This window comes from Enterobacter cloacae complex sp. HYC042_NIDB, from assembly GCF_056673315.1.
Genome location: NZ_CP109650.1, coordinates 2,152,877 through 2,172,720 on the forward strand (window position 1 = coordinate 2,152,877; position 19,844 = coordinate 2,172,720).

At 59.2% G+C, this 19,844-nt stretch carries 18 protein-coding genes; 5 read left to right on the forward strand and 13 right to left on the reverse strand.

Annotated elements, in window-relative coordinates; genetic code table 11:
- Positions 1–47 precede the first annotated feature (47 nt).
- The 3 genes from OKF39_RS10325 to selO all read left to right on the forward strand — a co-directional run bounded on the left by OKF39_RS10325 (position 48) and on the right by selO (position 3,024).
- The gene (locus OKF39_RS10325; RefSeq protein WP_028012820.1) at positions 48–512 is read left to right on the forward strand and encodes a C40 family peptidase; all 465 of its coding nucleotides are present in this window, start codon (positions 48–50) and stop codon (positions 510–512) included.
- 291 nt (positions 513–803) lie between these two features.
- The gene (locus OKF39_RS10330; RefSeq protein WP_028012821.1) at positions 804–1,520 is read left to right on the forward strand and encodes an EAL domain-containing protein; all 717 of its coding nucleotides are present in this window, start codon (positions 804–806) and stop codon (positions 1,518–1,520) included.
- A gap of 61 nt (positions 1,521–1,581) precedes the next feature.
- A complete protein-coding gene (gene selO / locus OKF39_RS10335) occupies positions 1,582–3,024 on the forward strand; it encodes a protein adenylyltransferase SelO (RefSeq protein ID WP_045630224.1) in 1,443 nt (480 codons plus the stop codon).
- Between the two features lie 43 nt (positions 3,025–3,067).
- Here selO and OKF39_RS10340 read toward each other — a convergent pair whose 3' ends face one another.
- From OKF39_RS10340 to OKF39_RS10360, 5 genes are read right to left on the reverse strand one after another with little or no spacing between them, the layout of a single operon-like run.
- On the reverse strand, positions 3,068–3,838 hold the full coding sequence (locus OKF39_RS10340; RefSeq protein WP_479983745.1) for a 3-hydroxybutyrate dehydrogenase: 771 nt from the start codon (positions 3,836–3,838) through the stop codon (positions 3,068–3,070).
- A gap of 10 nt (positions 3,839–3,848) precedes the next feature.
- Positions 3,849–5,243, reverse strand: a complete 1,395-nt coding sequence (locus OKF39_RS10345) for a GntP family permease (RefSeq protein WP_479983805.1) — start codon at positions 5,241–5,243, stop codon at positions 3,849–3,851.
- Between the two features lie 41 nt (positions 5,244–5,284).
- The gene (locus tag OKF39_RS10350; protein WP_479983746.1) at positions 5,285–6,466 is read right to left on the reverse strand and encodes an acetyl-CoA C-acetyltransferase; all 1,182 of its coding nucleotides are present in this window, start codon (positions 6,464–6,466) and stop codon (positions 5,285–5,287) included.
- 9 nt (positions 6,467–6,475) lie between these two features.
- Positions 6,476–7,132, reverse strand: coding sequence for a CoA transferase subunit B (locus tag OKF39_RS10355; RefSeq protein WP_479983747.1), 657 nt, complete (start codon positions 7,130–7,132; stop codon positions 6,476–6,478).
- A 2-nt stretch (positions 7,133–7,134) separates the two neighbouring features.
- Complete coding sequence (locus OKF39_RS10360; RefSeq protein ID WP_479983748.1) at positions 7,135–7,842, reverse strand: CoA transferase subunit A; 708 nt, start codon at positions 7,840–7,842, stop codon at positions 7,135–7,137.
- 140 nt (positions 7,843–7,982) lie between these two features.
- On the opposite strand from OKF39_RS10360, the gene OKF39_RS10365 reads away from it, so the two are divergent.
- On the forward strand, positions 7,983–8,906 hold the full coding sequence (locus OKF39_RS10365) for a LysR family transcriptional regulator (protein ID WP_032644866.1): 924 nt from the start codon (positions 7,983–7,985) through the stop codon (positions 8,904–8,906).
- Here OKF39_RS10365 and OKF39_RS10370 read toward each other — a convergent pair.
- The 8 genes from OKF39_RS10370 to ppsR all read right to left on the reverse strand — a co-directional run bounded on the left by OKF39_RS10370 (position 8,873) and on the right by ppsR (position 17,007).
- The gene (locus tag OKF39_RS10370; RefSeq protein ID WP_479983749.1) at positions 8,873–9,652 is read right to left on the reverse strand and encodes a heme ABC transporter ATP-binding protein; all 780 of its coding nucleotides are present in this window, start codon (positions 9,650–9,652) and stop codon (positions 8,873–8,875) included. The genes OKF39_RS10365 and OKF39_RS10370 overlap by 34 nt on opposite strands.
- Positions 9,645–10,637 (reverse strand): FecCD family ABC transporter permease, encoded by a 993-nt coding sequence (locus OKF39_RS10375; protein ID WP_248037893.1) that lies wholly within the window; start codon positions 10,635–10,637, stop codon positions 9,645–9,647. The genes OKF39_RS10370 and OKF39_RS10375 overlap by 8 nt, the downstream gene beginning before the upstream one ends.
- A complete protein-coding gene (locus OKF39_RS10380; RefSeq protein WP_248037894.1) occupies positions 10,637–11,458 on the reverse strand; it encodes a heme/hemin ABC transporter substrate-binding protein in 822 nt (273 codons plus the stop codon). The genes OKF39_RS10375 and OKF39_RS10380 overlap by 1 nt, the downstream gene beginning before the upstream one ends.
- Positions 11,455–12,483 carry a hematinate-forming heme oxygenase ChuS gene (gene chuS / locus OKF39_RS10385; protein ID WP_045630149.1) on the reverse strand — a complete coding sequence of 343 codons (1,029 nt, stop codon included), beginning with the start codon at positions 12,481–12,483 and terminating at the stop codon, positions 11,455–11,457. Before chuS ends, OKF39_RS10380 begins: the two co-directional genes overlap by 4 nt.
- Positions 12,484–12,518: 35 nt before the next feature.
- Positions 12,519–14,501, reverse strand: coding sequence for a TonB-dependent hemoglobin/transferrin/lactoferrin family receptor (locus OKF39_RS10390; protein WP_207119052.1), 1,983 nt, complete (start codon positions 14,499–14,501; stop codon positions 12,519–12,521).
- 72 nt (positions 14,502–14,573) lie between these two features.
- Positions 14,574–14,762, reverse strand: coding sequence for a hemin uptake protein HemP (gene hemP, locus OKF39_RS10395; RefSeq protein ID WP_028012833.1), 189 nt, complete (start codon positions 14,760–14,762; stop codon positions 14,574–14,576).
- Positions 14,763–14,974: 212 nt separating this feature from the next.
- On the reverse strand, positions 14,975–16,021 hold the full coding sequence (gene aroH / locus OKF39_RS10400) for a 3-deoxy-7-phosphoheptulonate synthase AroH (protein WP_028012834.1): 1,047 nt from the start codon (positions 16,019–16,021) through the stop codon (positions 14,975–14,977).
- 152 nt (positions 16,022–16,173) lie between these two features.
- The gene (gene ppsR / locus OKF39_RS10405) at positions 16,174–17,007 is read right to left on the reverse strand and encodes a posphoenolpyruvate synthetase regulatory kinase/phosphorylase PpsR (protein WP_028012835.1); all 834 of its coding nucleotides are present in this window, start codon (positions 17,005–17,007) and stop codon (positions 16,174–16,176) included.
- A 335-nt stretch (positions 17,008–17,342) separates the two neighbouring features.
- On the opposite strand from ppsR, the gene ppsA reads away from it, so the two are divergent.
- Complete coding sequence (gene ppsA / locus OKF39_RS10410; RefSeq protein WP_028012836.1) at positions 17,343–19,721, forward strand: phosphoenolpyruvate synthase; 2,379 nt, start codon at positions 17,343–17,345, stop codon at positions 19,719–19,721.
- Positions 19,722–19,844: the final 123 nt, after the last annotated feature.

Sequence of the window (19,844 nt, forward strand, 5' to 3'; positions counted from 1 at the left end):
ACGCTAAATTACCAAAAGAACAATAAAAGCAGAGGATTCGTCTGAAAATGCGATTCTGGTTTCTCTTCGTGGCGGCACTCTTTCTTGCGGGATGCAGCAGCCATCGTGCACCGCCGCCTAATCCGCGGCTGTCAGATTCTATCACCGTTATTGCCAGCCTTAACGATCAGCTGAGCAACTGGCGCGGCACGCCTTATCGCTACGGCGGCATGAGCCGCGGTGGGGTGGACTGCTCAGGCTTTGTCCTGATGACGTTTCGTGACAAGTTTGATTTACAGCTTCCGCGAGACACGCGCAAGCAGGCGGAAATAGGCACTGAAATTGATAAAGACGATCTCCTTCCCGGTGACCTGGTCTTTTTCAAAACCGGATCGGGAGAAAGCGGCCTGCATGTTGGGATATATGATACAGACAACCAGTTTATTCATGCCTCTACCAGCCGCGGCGTGATGCGCTCTTCTCTCGATAACGTGTACTGGCGTAAAAATTTCTGGCAGGCGCGACGTATTTAGACTGCCCGAACACGTTTCTTATGTCGGCATGGTAACTATTAAACCATGCCGTTTTTCTCAAATAAGCTGATTAAAGTTAAATTTACCTAAATTAGCAACATCCTTATGTGTCTGTTTTATCTAAAACTGGCTATTATTCAGTAACCAGGATAAGATTATTTTAGATTCAGGGATAAATCTGAAAATTAATACGGAACTAATGAAATTAAACTTATTAAAATCAAGACAGTGGAATTGTGTCAGCAATTGCTCCAGGATGTCCTCTCTCATCTTTAATGCGGGGCGAGTGCAATGATTATTACGCTAGATAATGCTTACCAGTCTGAACTGATGCTTCTGCCTGCCCGTAATAGCGCAGGCGAGCTAAAAGGTTTAGAAATACTGGTTAACTTTACTGGCGTCGGCACCGATGTGAGGATCCCCACTGAGCTCGTTATCCCTCGGCTTTCAGCGGCAGAGGAGTTAGCGCTGTTTAACGAAAAACTGCAATTGCTTGATACCTGTAAACTGTTTTTTATTCAGCATCAGTTAATTGCATGGATCAATATTACACCAGCAATTGTTGAGTTTTTATTAAGTAATGGGAATGCTGTTTCAATTCTTGAGCGTTATCCGTTTCTTGAGTTTACTGTTAATGAGAACTATCCAGGTTTAAATAACGGAAAGGACGATCTGCAGCTGGCAAGAATGGCGATCCATTTTCCGCTGGTGCTGGCAAACTTTGGAGCCGGTGCTGCATCGCTCAAGGCCGTCTATGATGGATTATTTAAACGGGTTATTCTTGATAAAGGATTCATCCAGCAGCGTGCTTCTGAGCTTTCTTTCGAGCCTTTTATGCGCGCGATCCTCTGGCAAATAACGCCGCACTGCCAGTCGGTGATCGTCTCCGGCATTGACGACCACGGTTTGCTGCAGCGCGTTCTGTCCTTCAATTTTGGTGCCATGCAGGGTGCGCTCTGGCCAGCCGTCTCGGCGGAGCACGTCACGACGCTCGTTCAGCAGCGATAACCCTGCCTTTCGCCCGTGTTTAAGTCCGGGTAAACCCTCTACACTAAAGGCAGGAGGACTTATGACCCTGTCTTTTACTGCTCACTGGCATGACGAGTTGCCTGGCTTTTACACTGCACTCAAACCAACACCGTTACATAATTCACGTCTTATCTGGCATAACGATCGGCTGGCCGATGAGCTGGCCATTCCGCCCGATCTGTTTCAGCGTTCAGACAGTGCTGGCGTCTGGGGAGGCGAGACGCTTCTCCCCGGTATGCAGCCTCTGGCTCAGGTCTATAGTGGACACCAGTTTGGCGTCTGGGCGGGGCAGCTGGGTGACGGCAGGGGGATCCTGCTCGGCGAACAACGGCTTCCCAACGGGGAGACGGTTGACTGGCATCTGAAAGGCGCAGGTCTTACCCCATACTCACGGATGGGCGACGGGCGCGCGGTATTGCGGTCAACGATACGTGAAAGTCTGGCATCCGAAGCGATGCATGCGCTGGGGATTCCCACCACCCGCGCGCTGTCGATCGTCACCAGCGACACGCCGGTGACGCGCGAAACGGTGGAAAAGGGGGCGATGCTGATGCGCATAGCGCAAAGCCATCTCCGCTTTGGTCATTTTGAGCACTTTTACTATCGCCGCGAGCCGGACAAGGTTCGCCAGCTCGCGGACTTCGCCATTCGCCACCACTGGGCGCATCTGCAGGATGAGGCGGATAAATACGTTCTCTGGTTCCGGGACGTGGTTGCCCGTACCGCCACGATGATTGCGCGCTGGCAAACGGTAGGCTTTGCTCACGGGGTCATGAATACGGACAATATGTCGATTCTCGGCCTGACCTTTGATTACGGTCCGTTTGGTTTCCTGGACGATTATCAGCCGGGGTATATCTGCAACCATTCTGACTATCAGGGGCGTTACAGCTTTGACAATCAGCCGGCGGTTGGGCTGTGGAACCTCCAGCGGCTTGCACAAACCTTATCGCCGTTTATCGACGTTGATGCCCTGAACGATGCGCTCGACAGCTATCAGGACCTTTTGCTGCGGGAATACGGCACGCTGATGCGTAACAAGCTGGGGCTGATGACCCAGGAGAAGGGCGACAACGACATCCTCAACGGCCTGTTTGCCCTGATGGCGCGTGAGGGAAGCGATTACACCCGCACCTTCCGAATGCTGGGCCAGACGGAGCAGCACAGCGCCGCCTCGCCGCTGCGCGACGAGTTTATTGACCGTCAGGCGTTTGACGACTGGTTTGCACAGTACCGCACACGGCTGCAGCAGGAGCAGGTAGACGACGCTACCCGTCAGGCGCAGATGAACGCAGCGAATCCCGCGATGGTATTACGCAACTGGCTGGCGCAGCGGGCGATTGAGCAGGCAGAGCAGGGGGAGTACGACGAGCTACACCGTCTGCACCTGGCGTTGCGTACGCCGTTTGCCGACCGGGATGATGACTACGTCAGCCGCCCGCCTGACTGGGGCAAGCGGCTGGAGGTCAGCTGCTCAAGCTAGCGATTTTAGCCGGGCGGCGACGTTGCCTTACCCGGCCTGTTCATCACTGAGCAACCCAGCCGCCATCCATATTCCACGCAGCGCCGCGAACGTTCACGGCGCCGTCGCTGCACAAAAACAGCGCCAGCTCGCCCAGCTGTTCCGGGGTAACAAACTCCCCTGAAGGCTGTTTCTCCGCCAGAAGCTGTTCGCGAGCCTGCTCCGGCGGTACGCCGTCCGCGATACGTTTGTCGATTTGCTGCTGCACCAGCGGGGTCAGTACCCAGCCGGGGCAAATAGTATTGGCGGTAATACCCGTGCGGGCGGTTTCCAGCGCCAGGGATTTGGTAAAGCCCACCACGCCGTGCTTGGCCGCAACGTAGGCCGATTTCTCTTTCGACGCGACCAGCCCGTGAACGGAGGCGATATTGATGACGCGCCCCCAGTTTTTATCCCGCATGGTCGGCAGCGCCAGCCGGCTGGTGTGAAACACCGCGGAAAGATTAATGGCGATAATGTCGTTCCATTTCTCCACCGGGAAGGCGTCAACCGGGGCCACGTGCTGGATCCCGGCGTTGTTCACAAGAATGTCCACGCCGCCAAACTGCGATTTGGCGTAGCGCATCATGGCTTCAATCTGCAATACGTCCCGCAGATCCGCATCGTGATAGCCCGGCTTTTTGCCCAGTTGCGCAATCTCTTCCCGTGCCGATCCGCTGTCGCCGAAGCCGTTGAGGATCAGCTGCGCGCCCGCCTTCGCCAGCACGCGGGCGATCCCCAGACCAATGCCGCTGGTTGAGCCGGTGACCAGGGCGGTTTTACCGTTCAGATTCATTTTTCTCTCCTTACACAATGCCGGTCAGATAGAACACGGCAATGACAAAAAGTACTGCCAGACTTTTAATGATGGTGATAGCGAAAATGCCGCCGTAGGCCTGGCGATGGCTCAGGCCGGTGATAGCCAGCAGGGTAATCACCGCCCCGTTATGGGGAAGGGTATCCATCCCGCCGCTCGCCATCGAGGCCACGCGGTGCAGCACCTCAAGCGGGATATTGGCCGCATGGGCGGCGGCAACAAACGAGTCGGACATGGCGGCAAGGGCAATACTCATCCCGCCGGACGCCGAACCGGTGATCCCCGCGAGCACGGTCACGCTGATGGCCTCATTTAGCAGCGGATTCGGAATGGCCGCCAGCGCTTTGGATAACACCAGGAACCCAGGCAGCGCCGCGATAACCGCGCCGAAACCGTATTCCGAGGCGGTATTCATCGCCGCCAGAATGGCTCCGCTCACCGCCGTTCGGCTGCCTTCAGCCAGACGCCCCCGGATATTGCGAAAGCCAAAAACCAGCACCAGCACGATACCGGCGATCAGCGCCGCCTCCACGGCCCAGATGGCGGTGATCTTGCCCACCTCGGTCACAATCGGTTTCGCCAGGCCGGGCAGGGTAAGCTCGTGACTCACGCCGTACCAGCCGGGGATCCAGCGGGTAAACAGCAGGTTCAGTATGCCCACCACCAGCAGCGGAGAGATAGCAATCAGCGGATGCGGGAGATTAATGTTATCCGGCGTCTCGGGTTCATTTTTCAGATCCGTGCCGTAACCCTCGTTGTTGCTGAGCGCCTTACGCCGCTGGCGCTCCAGCCAGAGCAGGCCAAAGACGATAATAAACAGAGAGCCGATAAGCCCCAGCCACGGGGCCGCCCAGGCGTTCGTGCCGAAGAAGCTGGTGGGGATGATATTCTGGATCTGCGGCGTGCCGGGCAGGGCGTCCATGGTAAACGAGAATGCCCCCAGCGCCACGGTGGCCGGGATCAGCCGTTTAGGGATACCGCTCTGGCGAAACAGCTCGGCGGCAAACGGGTACACCGCAAACGCCACCACGAACAGCGAAACGCCGCCGTAGGTTAACAGCGCGCATACCAGGACAATCACCGGGATGGCGTGTCGACGCCCGAGGATCTGGATTGCGGCGGAGACGATGGAGCGTGAGAAGCCGGAAAGCTCAATCAGCTTGCCAAACACCGCACCCAGCAGGAACACCGGGAAGTAGAGCTTGACGAAGCCCACCATCTTTTCCATAAACAGGCCGGTAAACGTCGGGCCGACGGCACCCGGATCGGTCAGCAGCACGGCACCGAGCGCCGCGATCGGCGCAAACAAAATAACGCTGTATCCGCGGTAGGCCGCCAGCATCAGCAGTGCCAGCGCCGCCAGGGCTATTAACACACTCATTATGACTCCTCACTTTACTTATTATTCGGGTACCAACGAGAGGTTTAACGCTCGACGGTCAGGGCAATGCCTTGTCCGCCGCCTACGCACAGGGTGACGAGCCCTTTTTTAACGTCACGGCGCTGCATTTCGTACAGCAGGGTCACGAGGATTCGGCAGCCGGAAGCACCAATCGGATGGCCCAGGGCGATGGCACCGCCGTTAACGTTGACCTTGTGCTCATCCCAGCCGAGCTGCTGGCCCACCGCCAGCGCCTGGGCGGCAAAGGCTTCATTGGCTTCAATGAGGTCCACCTCGTCGAGCGTCCAGCCCGCCCGCGCCAGCGCCGTCCGGCAGGCGCTGACCGGGCCCATGCCCATTACTGACGGGTCAACGCCCGTCACGGCGTAACTCACGATGCGGCCAAGGACAGGCAATCCGCTCTCCCGCGTCTTTTCCTCGCTCATCAGCAGCACCGCGGCGGCACCGTCGTTGAGCGTGGAGGCATTCCCCGCCGTGACGGTGCCTTCCTCGTGCAAAAAGGCGGGACGCAACTGCGCAAGCTGCTCTGCAGTAGTGCCTGGTCGGGGCTGTTCGTCACGATCAATAACCAGCGGTGGCTTTTTACCCTGTTTCACCGTCACCGGCGCTATCTCGGCGTCAAGCCGGCCGGACTCAATGGCGGACGCCGCCTTTTGCTGCGAGCGGGCGGCGAAGGCGTCCTGCTGCTCGCGGGAAATGTCATACTCGCGGGCGACGTTTTCAGCGGTGATCCCCATGTGGTAATCGTTGAATGCGTCCCACAGGCCGTCGGTAATCATGCTGTCCTTGAGACCCGCATGCCCGAAACGCAGCCCGGCACGTGCGCCGTCCAGCAGATATGGGGCGTTGCTCATGCTCTCCTGACCGCCGGCGATAACCACCTCCGCGTCGCCGCAGCGGATCGCCTGGGCGGCGAGCTGGACCGCTTTTAAGCCCGCACCGCACACCAGGTTGACGGTGGTCGCCGGCGTGCTGACGGGCAATCCGGCGCCGATGGCCGTCTGGCGGGCGGGGTTTTGCCCGCATCCGGCCGTCAGCACCTGTCCGAAAATCGTTTCATCTACCTGTTCGACGCTGAGACCACTGTTCTCCAGCAGGTGCCGTACCGTGACGGCCCCAAGCTCAACCGCAGCAAGGGACGAGAGCGATCCGCGAAAACTGCCAATGGGGGTTCGCGTTGCCCCGACAATCATGACCTTTTTCATGCTGACCTCTCAGGTGAAGCGCATCTCGCGCACGTCGTCCGCCACAATGATTTTCCCTGCCGTTTTACACACGATCTCGTCAATACTGACGCCCGGGGCGTATTCCCGCAGGATGAACGCGCCGTCCTGAATTTCCAGCAGCGCGAGATCGGTCAGGACCCGACGGATACAGCCCGCGCCCGTGAGCGGCAGCGTGCAGCGCGGCAGCAGCTTCGACTCACCGCTCTTTGAGGCGTGGGTCATCACCACAATGATGTTCTGCGCCCCGGCAACGAGATCCATCGCGCCGCCCATGCCCTTCACCATCTTTCCGGGGATCATCCACGAGGCGATGTTGCCCTCCACGTCCACTTCAAATGCCCCCAGCACGGTCAGGTCCACGTGGCCGCCGCGGATCATGGCAAACGACTGGGCCGAGTCGAAAATGGCCGCGCCGGTCCGCGCGGTCACGGTCTGTTTACCGGCGTTGATCATGTCAGGATCAAGGGTTTGCTCGTCGGGAAAAGCCCCCATCCCCAGCAGGCCGTTTTCCGAATGCAGCATCACGTCCATCCCGTCCGGAATGTAGTTCGCCACCAGGGTAGGGATGCCGATCCCCAGGTTGACGTAATAACCGTCGCGCAGCTCGCGGGCGACGCGCCTGGCCATCTGTTCACGGGTTAACATCGTCACACTCCTTGCGCGCGCAGGGTGCGCTGCTCAATGCGTTTTTCAAACTGGCCGACAATCAGCCTGTCGACGTAAATTCCCGGGGTGTGAATGGCCGACGGGGGCAGTTCACCCGGCGGAACAATCTCTTCCACCTCCACCACCGTGATCCGGCCCGCCGTTGCCATCAGCGGATTAAAGTTTTGCGCGGTATGGCGATAGATGACGTTGCCGTACCAGTCCGCTTTCCACCCCTTGATCAGCGCGAAATCGCCGACGATCGCCTCCTCGAGGATGTAGTGCTTCCCCGCGAACTGGCGCACGTCCTTGCCGGTCGCCACGGGCGTGCCGTAGCCGGTGGCCGTATAAAACGCCGGAATACCGGCCCCGCCCGCGCGCACCTTTTCCGCCAGCGTGCCCTGCGGCGTAAGCTCAATTTCCAGCTCGCCGCTCAGCACCTGCTGCTCAAACAGCGCGTTCTCGCCGACGTAAGAGGCCACCACTTTGCGAACCTGCCGCGTTTCGAGCAGTATCCCCAGGCCGAATCCATCCACGCCGCAGTTGTTTGACACCACGGTCAAATCTCTCACCTGACAGCGCCGGACCTCCGCAATCAGGTTCTCCGGAATGCCGCACAGGCCGAAGCCGCCCGCCAGCAAGGTCATTCCGTCCGTCAGCCCGTCCAGCGCCTGCGCATAGCTGCCGACGCGCTTATCCAGTCCTGCCATAGTCATCCCTCCCGTTAACCGTGCCGGTATCATTAGGGGCGGCGACTCATTTGTTAATTTTGAATTTGTGACCCACTCATTTGGTTTTCTTATTAATTTCCTGTTAACTAATTCTTTTCAATTAGTTAACAGGATGAAAAATGAGAATGAGTGTCAAACAGTTACGCGCGTTTTTAGCGGTAGCTCACACTCTCAATTTCGCGCACGCCAGCGAACGCTTAAATCTCTCCCAGCCGGCCCTGAGCCTGACGATTAAAAGTCTGGAAGACGCGCTCGGCGGCCCGCTGCTGCAGCGGAGCACGCGCAAGGTTGCCCTCACGCAGGAAGGGGAGACGTTTCTGCCGATGGCGCGGCAGCTGCTTGCCGACTGGGATAATGTGGAGGAGGCGATGCACCAGTGCTTTACCCTGCAGCGCGGCAAAATCTCGGTCGCGGCGATGCCGTCATTTGCCGCCAACGTTTTACCGGAGGTGCTCAAGGCGTTTCGCGATCGCCACGCCGGGATCAACGTCACCGTGCATGACGTCATTAACGAGCAGGTGATTGAGATGGTGCGGGAAGGGCGGGTTGAGATGGGGATCGCCTTTGAGCCGGCCCCCACGCACAACCTGCTGTTTACGCCGCTGGGGCTCGACAGGTTTGTCGCCATTGTGCCGAAGGACTCTGCGCTGGCGGGCAAAAAGCGGCTGGCCTGGGAAGAGCTACTGACGCTGGATTTTATTACCCTGCAGCGCCCATCGGCGGTACGTCTGATGATGGAGGAGGAGCTGGCCCGAAGCGGCAGAAAGCTGGACGTGGCGCTGGAGAGTCATCAGCTGGTGACGGTAGGTCGCATGGTCGCCAGCGGGCTGGGCGGCAGTGCCGTACCGGCGCTCTGCGAAGCGCAGATGACGGCGCTGGGCGCGGTCTGTATACCGCTCGATAATCCGCCCATTGAAAAGTGCATCGGGGCAATCCATCCGGGGCACACGCAGCTCTCTAAAGCGGCGCATGCCCTGCTGGAAACGCTGAAGGATTTTTACCAGCCCGCTCACGGGGCGAGAAATACCTGCGGTACGGGGTGATCCGGATGGCTGCCGACGCGCACCTGTGCGCCGTACCAGCGCGCCAGCGTCCCGGCCTGCAGCACGTCCTCCGGTGTGCCACTGGAGACCAGCCTGCCGTTGTGTAACAGCAGAATGCGATCCGCCCACAGCGCCGCCAGATTGAGATCGTGCAGCACCACGCACACGTGGAGATGACCCCGACGGGTCAGGGATCTCATCAGGCGCAGCAGATGCTGCTGGTGGTAGAGATCCAGCGCGGAGGTGGGCTCATCAAGAAACAGCCAGCCGCGCGGGGCTCCGTCGCACCAGAGCTGGGCCAGCGCGCGGGCGAGCTGGATCCGCTGCTGCTCGCCGCCGGAGAGCGTCGAATAACGTCTGCCCGCCAGCGGTAGACAGCCCGTTATCGCCATCACTTCCTCAACTACCGACGCTTCAGGGGAGCGAGTCCAGGGCGCGCGTCCCATACCGACCACCGCGTCCACCGGCCAGTCGAATCCGGGCTGTGTACTCTGGCGCATCACCGCCCGGTAGCGCGCGAGGGTATCCGGCGGCCAGTCCGCAAGCGGCGTTCCGGCCAGAGTGCAGCGTCCGCTTGCGGGCTTGAGATAGCCGGTAAGCAGCCGCAATAACGTCGATTTCCCGGCACCGTTCGGGCCAATCAGGGCGACCAGCTCACCCTGAGAGAGGGTAAGCGACACATCGTCTATCAGCGTCCGCTGCCCGGCGTGAAAGAAAATCTTCTCTGCACAATAGCGTTCAGCCATGCGTACCTCCGCGACGAAAGATAAGCCACAGGAACCACGGCGCGCCGAGAAGGCTGGTCAATAACCCGACGGGCATCTCCGCCGGAGAGACCAGGGTGCGCGCCAGCGTGTCGGCAACCAGCAGCAGCAGCGCACCGGCCAGCACCGAGCCGGGTACGACGGCCCGGTGGTCGGCCCCCAGCCACATGCGCATCAGGTGCGGCACCACAAGGCCAATAAAGCCGATCACGCCGCTGACGGCTACCGCCGCGGCAACCAGCAGGGCGCTGCACAGCAGCAGGATCCGCTGTACCATCGCGACATTCACCCCGAGATAGTGCGCCTCTTCATCGCCCAGCTGCAGCAGGTTGAGCGGGGCGGCCAGCCGCCAGATAATCAGCACCGCGGGCACCATCAGCGACGTTACCGCCAGCAGGGTGGACCACTGCGCCTGCCCGAGGCTGCCCATTCCCCAGAGGGAAAGCTGGCGAAGCTGGGCATCGTTGCTGAGCCATGAGAGCACCCCAACGGCCGCGCCGCACAGGGCGTTGATGGCGATCCCCACCAGCAGCAGGCGGGACAGGGAGCCGTGACGCTGCTGGCTGAGCAGGAAGATAATGACGGTTGCGGCCAGCGCGCCGAGGAACGCCGCGAGCATCGGGGCATACAGCATCAGCAGGGCAGGTAACGCGGCGGGAATGACCACCCACAGCGCCACCGCCAGCGCCGCGCCGCTGCTGATCCCCAGCAGACCCGGGTCTGCCAGCGGGTTGCGGAACAGCCCCTGCATCACACAGCCGGCCAGCGCCAGCGCTCCGCCAATCACCAGCGCCAGCAGTACGCGGGGCAGGCGAATGGTAAGCCAGATCTGACGCATGGCCTCATCGCTGCCGCTCCACAGCAGGCTGACCGGCAGGTGCAGTGCCCCAAACCCGGTCGCGGTGAGCGTCATGATGCTCAGGATCGCGGCCAGCATCCACAACGACAAGGCGATCCGCCGGGACATCAGGGCAGTTGCTCCGCTTTGGCGCGCAGCTGCTGGATGGCATCCGGCGTTCGCACGCTGAAGCCCAGCAGCGCCATATCATCAATCGCCAGCACCTGCCTGTTCCGTCCCGCCGGGGTTTGCGCCAGACCGGGCAGCTTCCACAGGTTTTCTTCGCCGCCCAGCGCGTTCACGCCGTCCTGCGAAATCACCACCAGATCGGGCTGGCTGGCAATGACCCCTTCCTGAGACAGCGGCTGATAGCGGGTGAATCCCTGCATCGCGTTCTGCAGCCCGGCTGCACGGATGGCAGCGTCTGCGCCGGTCTGCTGCCCGGCGGCCATTGCGGTCATTCCCCCGTGGTTGAGGATAAACAGCGCCCGCTTGTTGAGGGGCGCGGAGGGCAGGGCCGCCAGCGCCTGACGCAGCGTGTGGCGCAGGGCTTCCCCCTCGGCTTCACGGTGCGTAGCGTTGGCAATCACCCGAACCTTTTCGTCAATGACGCTCAGGTCGTTGCGGCCGGGAACGGTTACTACCCTGACGTGACTTTGTTCAACCTGCTTCAACGCCAGAGACGGCTGCGCCTGGTCGCTGGCCAGCACCAGCGTGGGGCGCATGGACAAAATGCCTTCGGCGTTAAGCTGGCGTAAATATCCCACGTCAGGCAGATCGTTTGCCGCCTGCGGCCACTGGCTGGTGCTGTCGCGCGCGACCAGCGAAGACTGCGCGCCAAGCGCGTAGACAATCTCCGTCACGTCGCCGCCAAGGGCGACAATTTTCTCCTGCGCAGCGGCAAACGCCACCAGAGGCAGGGCGCTCAGCAGGGCTAACCATGTTTTCATGCGGCCAGCCCTTTTGGCGTCAGGGCGTCAATCTGGCTGCGCCACTGGCTCTGCTCCGGCTCACCTTCGGTACGCTGGCCGTAAAGCTGGGCGATTTGCGTGCCGTCGGCGGCAAACAGCTCCAGGCTCGTGACGTGACCGTCAGCCGTGGGCTTGCGCGTCACCCAGCTCTCTGCGATCGTCTCCTCCAGCAGATGCAGGGTAAAGGCAGGGTTAAAGACGTTCAGCCAGCCTTTCATCGGCACGACTTTTTCCACCGCGCCGGTGAAGATCTGCACGCAGCCGCGGTTGCCGACGAAGACCATGATTTCGTTGCCGTCCCGGCGTGCCGCTTCCAGCAGCTGTGCCAGCGCGCTGTTCTCCACCTTACAGGCCAGGTCGTCGCCCACCAGGCGAAACGCCTGCTGACGGCTGAGATTGTGGCGCTTGAGCAGGCTGAAGAACTGATGCACGTCGGTCATGGCGCGCCACTCTTTGTCCACGAGCGCGGCATCCGCGTTTTCGGCGTGAGCCGGGACATCCCCAGCGCTCAGCTCAAGCGGCGGGTTATCGGCAAAGATAAAGCGGGTCAGCACGTCTCCCCAGGCGGCGAGGTCGGTATTGTCCGTGGTGTAGACCTTCAGCACCGCATCGCCCTGACGATCGAAGAACTGAATGCTCTGTCGCTCGCCGCGGGCGGTGGTTTCGCTGAGGTGAAACGCGCTCGCCCACTGGTTGAGGAACAGGCGCAGATCCAGCGCGCGCGGGTTCAGCACCAGCCCTGCGTGGCCGTTCAGGTGCTGGTTGGTGAAGCTGCCCACCTGCTCGTGAACGGCATACTCGTTGCGGCAGATGCACTTGGTTTCACCCACGGCTTCCAGCGCGCCCAGAATATCGCGGATTTCGCCGCGCAGTCGCCAGGCGTCATGGCCCACGCGGGAAAAGGTCAGCTCCGCTTCGCTGATGTTCATTAACCCTGCGATGTCTCGCGCATACTTACCCGGATTTTCTTCTTTTAGCTCAAGCCAGCGTGCGTAGTGATGCATTGTCTTATCCTTCTGAAGAGTGGCCCCGAAGGGAATTACCACTGATAGCTTACGAAAATCTTGCCGTTACGACCGTCCTGCGGAATACCCTGCGGAGACCAGTACTCCTTATCGAAGGCGTTGCCGAGCACCAGCGTGGTGGTGACGCCCTTGAGCTGCTCCTGGCCCTTATAGCTGACGTAGAAATCGTTAACCGCATAGCCCGGCTGCTTGCTGTAGCTGCTGCTGACGTGGGTTGAGCGATCGGCAAAGGTGCCGATCCAGCCCACGGAGAAACCGCTTTGCGCCACCGGAACGTCCAGCTTGCTGGTGACGGTATCCGGGTTAATGCTGGAGATGTACTCGCCCGTATCGGTGTCTTTCCCGCGCGTGCGGTTATAGGCCACGTCGAGGCTAAACAGATCGGCCGAGTATTTTGCCATCATGTCCCAGCCCCAGATTTTGGCGTTCGGAACGTTGTACGACATGGTGGTCGCCGCGGCAAAATCGACGGTTGTGGAGATATAGTCTTTGGCTTTGGTATCGAAATAGCTGGCCTTAAACTCCAGCGCGTCGTTGGCGAGCATCAGATCGTCAAAGCGCAGGCCAAAACCAAACTCCTGCGTTTCGTTGGTTTCCGGGCGCAGGTTCGGGTTCGGCACCCAGTAGTTGGTGTAGAAGCGGCCAATGGAGAAGTGTTTGGCGTCGTTATACATCTCACCCATGGTCGGCGCGCGGAAGGCCTGCGCGTAAGATCCGAACAGCATCAGCCAGTCGGTGGGGCTGACGGTTAACCCGGCGCGGGAGGACCATTTATCGGCATCGACATCGTCGTAGCCATTGCTGCTGCCGCGGTAGTTGTCATACCGCGTGCCGCCCAGAAGGGTGACGGGCAGATCGCGCAGGGTGATTTCATCCTGCAGCCAGCCGGAGCTGAAGTCGATTTTCGCCTCCGGGAAGCCGGTCGTGGCCCCGCCCGGACGCTGCTCCTGACGATAATATTCTCCGCCGTAGGTCAGCAGGTGAGAGGCAAAAGAGTCGCTGAACAGGCGGGTACGGTTTTCCACCTTGCCGCCTTTGGTGGTCTGCTTGCGGAACTCGCCGGTGCTGTCGATGTTCTGGGCATTAATGCGCGCTTCGGACCAGTAAACCTTCGCATCGGCGTTCAGCCAGTCGTATCCTTCCGGCGCAATGTGGTAGCCAACCTGCGCATCGCGCTGGATGGTGGAGCGGTCGGTCATCGGGTTGCTGCTATTGGCATCAGAGGTTTGCGGGTTTTTCGGCTCCTGCGCGGCGTTGTTGTAGTAGCGCAGGGCGCCGCTCAGCGTCTGGGCCTGGTCGATTTTCCAGCTGCCTTTCGCCAGCATGTTATTGATGGATTCGTCGTTCGGCGCCGTCGCACCGTCGCTCTGGCGGATATCGCCGCGGTCGCGGCTGGACCACGATACCAGGCCGTCCAGGGTATCGGTACGGCCATAGGCGCTGGCCCCCAGGCCGAGGCTGTGGTCCCCCGTTGCGCCGGTACCAAACACGCGATAACCGCTGTTTTTGCCCGGTTCCAGCAGATCTTTGGCGTCGACGGTGTCATAGGAGATGACGCCACCCAGCGCGCCGCTACCGTAGAGCAGCGCAGACGGACCGCGCACCACTTCAATACGTTTAATCAGCGCCGGATCGAGGAACGTGCTGTTGAGGTGCCCGGTGTCGGTACCCTGGCGCACGCCGTCGACCAGCACCAGAACGCCGCGGCGGTCATAGCCGCGCAGGTTAACGTCCTGACCGTTGGTGCGGCCGGTGCCGTCCAGCGTCAGACCGGGCACGTTGCGCAGCAGGTCGGCGGCAGAGCTGGCGGTCTGTTTTTCCGGGGCGGTGGCGTCAACCACGCTCACCATCATCGGGGCTTCGAAGGCGCTACGGGCGTTGCCTGTGGCGGTGACGGTTATTTCATCTGCGGCAGCAAACGCGGCGCCAGGCAGGGTGCTGACAATCGCCAGCGCCAGAAGGGACGGGCGTAAACGTTCGGTATGCAGGTGTAGCATAGCAACTCTCCATAAAGTATCGAAAGCGCTGGCTGCCTGGGGATCACCTGGGTGGCTGGCGAAAGTTTTGGTTTATTTTGTGAGGATCAGTTTTCCGGCATTCGTCTGGCGCAGCAGATACTGCTGGCCGTCATGCTCAATAATCACCCGGCCTTCCTCACCCAACAGGCTTTTGCTGTCGATGCGGCGATCGGTGGAAGCAGGGGATGGCGCTGTGTGTGTTTTTACTGGCGTTGCCGCGCTGTTATCGGTCGGTGACATAATGTTTATAAATAACAATCAATGTAACAATGATAATCATTATCAATAAACTGCAAATTCACGGCAAGCGTTTTTGTGAAAATTGTGTGACGGGATCAAATTCAGGAGGAGGAAATGCGGCCTGATGCCCTCACCCCAACCCTCTCCCACGGGGAGAGGAAGAAGGGCGCGAACCGTAGGTCGGGTAAGCGCAGCGCCACCCGACAATAACATCAGAAGCGAGAATCAACCGCAGCTGCCAGCTTCTCCAGCAGCAGCTCGCTGTCTTCCCAGCTCAGGCACGGGTCGGTGATCGACTGGCCGTATACCATCTGCTGGCCGGCAACGATTTTCTGCGTGCCTTCTTTGATAAAGCTTTCGGCCATGATCCCGGCAACGGCGGTCGAGCCGCTGCGGATCTGCTGACAGACCTCATCGCAGACGTCAAGCTGGCGGCGATGCTGCTTCTGGCAGTTGCCGTGGCTGAAATCCACCACCAGATGTTCCGGCAGGTCGAATTCGGCCAGCGTTTCACAGGCGGCAGCGATGTCTTGTGCATGGTAATTAGGCTTCTTCCCGCCGCGCATAATGATATGCCCATACGGGTTACCGCTGGTCTGGTAGATGGTCATATGGCCGTTCTTGTCCGGCGACAGGAACATATGGCTGGCACGCGAGGCGCGGATCGCATCGACCGCAATCCGGGTGTTGCCGTCGGTCCCGTTTTTGAAGCCGACCGGACAGGAGAGGGCTGAGGCCATCTCGCGGTGGATTTGGCTTTCGGTAGTGCGCGCGCCAATCGCGCCCCAGCTGATCAGATCGGCGATAAACTGCCCGGTCACCATGTCGAGAAACTCGGTGGCCGTCGGCACGCCCAGCTCGTTGACCTGCAACAGCAGCTTGCGCGCCAGCTCGATGCCATGGTTTACGCGATAGCTGCCGTTAAGGTCAGGGTCGGAAATCAGCCCCTTCCAGCCCACCACGGTACGCGGTTTTTCAAAGTAGGTGCGCATCACAATCTCAAGGCGATGCTGGTATTTTTCCCGCAGCCCCTGAAGTCGTTTTGCATAATCCATCGCGGCATCCAGATCGTGGATGGAGCAGGGCCCAATCACCACCAGAAGACGCTTGTCTTCACCATTGAGGATTTTTTCAATGCGGCGGCGGGAGGCCGTCACATGTTCCGCGACCGCGGCGGAAACGGGGTGCCGCTCGGCCAGTTCAGCCGGGGTGACCAGGCTGTCTATGCGCGCCGTGCGGAGTTCATCGGTTTTATTCATGACTTGTCTCAGAAAATTTTTGCTTCATCGGCAGACTACCGGGAAGTGATGGGCATCACATTAAACCAATCCCTGCTGATTTCAAGTTCGGGGCGACACCGCCCCGCTGTTGAAAAGGATGATACATGAATCCGAGCTAATGTACTAGCTTATTAGTACATGCGGCGATTAAGCCCCATGATGTCGAGAATTTTGGTGGCGATCTCTTCTACCGAATAGTTCGTGCTGTTCAGCCACGGGATCTGGTTTTTGCGGTACAGCGCTTCCACTTCGGAAACCTCCATGCGGCACTGACGCATCGAGGCGTAGCGGCTGTTCTCGCGGCGCTCTTCGCGGATCGCCGCGAGACGTTCCGGGTTAATCGTCAGGCCGAACAGCTTGTGCTGCAGCGGCTTGAGCGCAGCGGGCAGCACCAGGTTATCCATATCGTCGGCAATAAAGGGGTAGTTTGCGGCGCGGATGCCGAACTGCATCGCCAGATAGAGGCTGGTCGGCGTTTTGCCGCAGCGCGACACGCCGAGCAAAATCACTTGCGCCTGGTCGAGGTTGCGCAGCGAGATCCCGTCGTCGTGCGCCAGGGTGTAGTCGATGGCGGCAATACGCGCGTCATATTTGGTCAGGTTGCCGGGGTTCAGCCCGTGTGTGCGGTGCGCGATAGGCGTCGGGTCAAGCTTAAGCTCGCTCTGGAGCGGGGCCACCAGCGCCTGCACGATATCCTGGCAAAAGCCTTCACTTTGCAAAATGATGTGGCGAATCTCAGGAATAACGATGGAGTAGAACACCAGCGGGCGCACGCCGGTCTGCTGGAAGATGGCGTCAATCTGGTCTTTCACCGCTTTGGCACGGCTCTCATTTTCCACAAACGGCAGCGTGATGCTGTTAATCGAAACGGGGAATTGCGACATCACCGCGTGGCCCAGCACCTCGGCGGTGATCGCCGTACCATCAGAAATATAAAAAACGTGACGATCGACAGCATTATCCATTTTACCCACCCTGAATATCGGACCTAATTGTCTGAAAGCATAAATTAAAAAAGTTAATTGCACAGCAAAGAAGTTATCTGAATTTAAAATGAAATGATGTTTTTGATTTTCCTGAAAAGCGGATTTCATTTTTCAAATAGCGACTTTATTTTTGTGGTTTCTGGCTGAATATAGAGGAATCATCAGTTTATTGGCTGGTGGGAAACTATCCGAAAAGTTGAAAATTTAAATTGCTTACACGATTCACCGTTTTTTTAGCGCAAATAATTATGCCAGTATAAATACGTAGTCAGGTGTTACTTACTCCGATCAAATATCACAAAAGGATTGTTTCGATGTCCAACAATGGCTCGTCACCGCTGGTGCTTTGGTATAACCAACTCGGCATGAATGATGTAGACAGAGTTGGGGGCAAAAATGCCTCCCTGGGTGAAATGATTACAAATCTGTCCGGTATGGGTGTCTCCGTACCAAACGGGTTTGCCACGACCGCCGACGCGTTTAACCTGTTTTTAGACCAGAGCGGTGTAAACCAGCGCATTTACGACCTACTGGATAAAACGGATATTGATGACGTCACCGAGCTTGCCAAAGCCGGGGCGCAGATCCGCCAGTGGATCATCGACACACCTTTCCAGCCGGAACTGGAAAAAGCTATCCATGACGCGTACAACCAGCTCTCCGCTGACGACGCGCAGGCCTCCTTTGCCGTACGTTCTTCCGCGACCGCAGAAGACATGCCGGACGCGTCGTTTGCCGGGCAGCAGGAAACCTTCCTGAACGTTCAGGGCTACGATGCGGTGCTGGTGGCGGTGAAGCACGTATTTGCTTCCCTGTTCAACGACCGCGCCATCTCCTATCGCGTGCACCAGGGCTATGACCATCGCGGCGTGGCGCTCTCCGCGGGCGTGCAGCGCATGGTGCGCTCGGACGTAGGTTCCTCCGGCGTGATGTTCTCCATTGATACCGAATCAGGCTTCGACCAGGTGGTGTTCATCACCTCCGCGTGGGGCCTGGGTGAGATGGTCGTGCAGGGCGCGGTGAACCCTGACGAATTCTACGTACACAAGCCTACGCTTGCCGCGGGCCGTCCGGCGGTGGTGCGCCGCACCATGGGCTCGAAAAAAATCCGCATGATTTATGCCCCAACCCAGGAGCATGGCAAGCAGGTTAAGATTGAAGATGTGCCGCAGGAGCAGCGCGACCGCTTCTCCCTGACCGACGCCGAAGTGCAGGAGCTGGCGAAGCAGGCGGTGCAGATTGAGAAACACTATGGCCGTCCGATGGATATCGAATGGGCGAAAGACGGGAACACCGGCAAGCTGTTTATCGTTCAGGCGCGCCCGGAAACCGTTCGCTCTCGCGGCCAGGTGATGGAGCGTTATACGCTGCACGCGCAGGGTAAAATCGTGGCGGAAGGCCGCGCCATCGGTCACCGCATCGGTGCCGGTCCGGTCAAAGTGATCCACGACATCAGCGAGATGAACCGTATTGAGCCAGGCGACGTGCTGGTGACCGACATGACCGACCCGGACTGGGAACCTATCATGAAGAAAGCGTCGGCCATCGTCACCAACCGCGGCGGCCGTACCTGCCACGCGGCGATCATTGCCCGCGAGCTGGGGATCCCGGCGGTTGTCGGCTGCGGTGACGCCACCGAGCGCATGAAGGACGGGCAGAACGTGACCGTCTCCTGTGCCGAAGGCGACACCGGCTACGTCTACGCCGATATCCTTGACTTCAGCGTGAAGAGCTCCAGCGTGGATACCATGCCGGATCTGCCGCTGAAGATCATGATGAACGTGGGTAACCCGGACCGCGCGTTTGACTTCGCCTGCCTGCCGAACGAAGGCGTTGGCCTGGCGCGTCTGGAATTCATCATTAACCGCATGATCGGCGTTCACCCGCGCGCGCTGCTGGAGTTTGACGACCAGGACGCGAAGCTGCAGAACGAAATCCGCGAGATGATGAAAGGTTACGACTCGCCGAAAGAGTTCTACGTCGGCCGTCTGACCGAAGGGATCGCCACGCTGGGTGCAGCGTTCTACCCGAAACGCGTGATCGTGCGTCTGTCTGACTTTAAGTCTAACGAATACGCTAACCTTGTGGGCGGCGAGCGCTACGAGCCGGAAGAAGAGAACCCGATGCTGGGCTTCCGCGGGGCCGGACGCTACGTGTCCGACAGCTTCCGCGACTGCTTCGCGCTGGAGTGCGAGGCGGTGAAACGCGTGCGCAACGACATGGGGCTGACCAACGTCGAAATCATGATCCCGTTCGTGCGTACCGTGGATCAGGCGAAAGCGGTGGTGGACGAGCTGGCGCGTCAGGGCCTGAAGCGCGGCGAAAACGGGCTGAAGATCATCATGATGTGTGAGATCCCGTCCAACGCCCTGCTGGCCGAGCAGTTCCTGGAGCACTTCGACGGCTTCTCTATCGGCTCGAACGACATGACTCAGCTGACGCTGGGCCTGGACCGCGACTCCGGCGTGGTTTCCGAGCTGTTCGACGAGCGTAACGAGGCGGTGAAAGCGCTGCTTTCCATGTCCATCCGCGCGGCGAAGAAGCAGGGTAAATACGTCGGGATTTGCGGTCAGGGTCCATCCGACCATGAAGACTTTGCCGCCTGGCTGATGGAAGAGGGGATTGACAGCCTCTCCCTGAACCCGGACACGGTAGTGCAAACCTGGCTGAGCCTGGCGGAACTGAACAAGTAACGGCAACACGATCGCAAAAAGGCGAGGATTTTATTCCTCGCCTTTTTTATTTCACCTCTAATTTGCTCCCCATCACAAATAATCTAAAAAACCAAATATCATAATTTGTCTGTTAATTAAGAC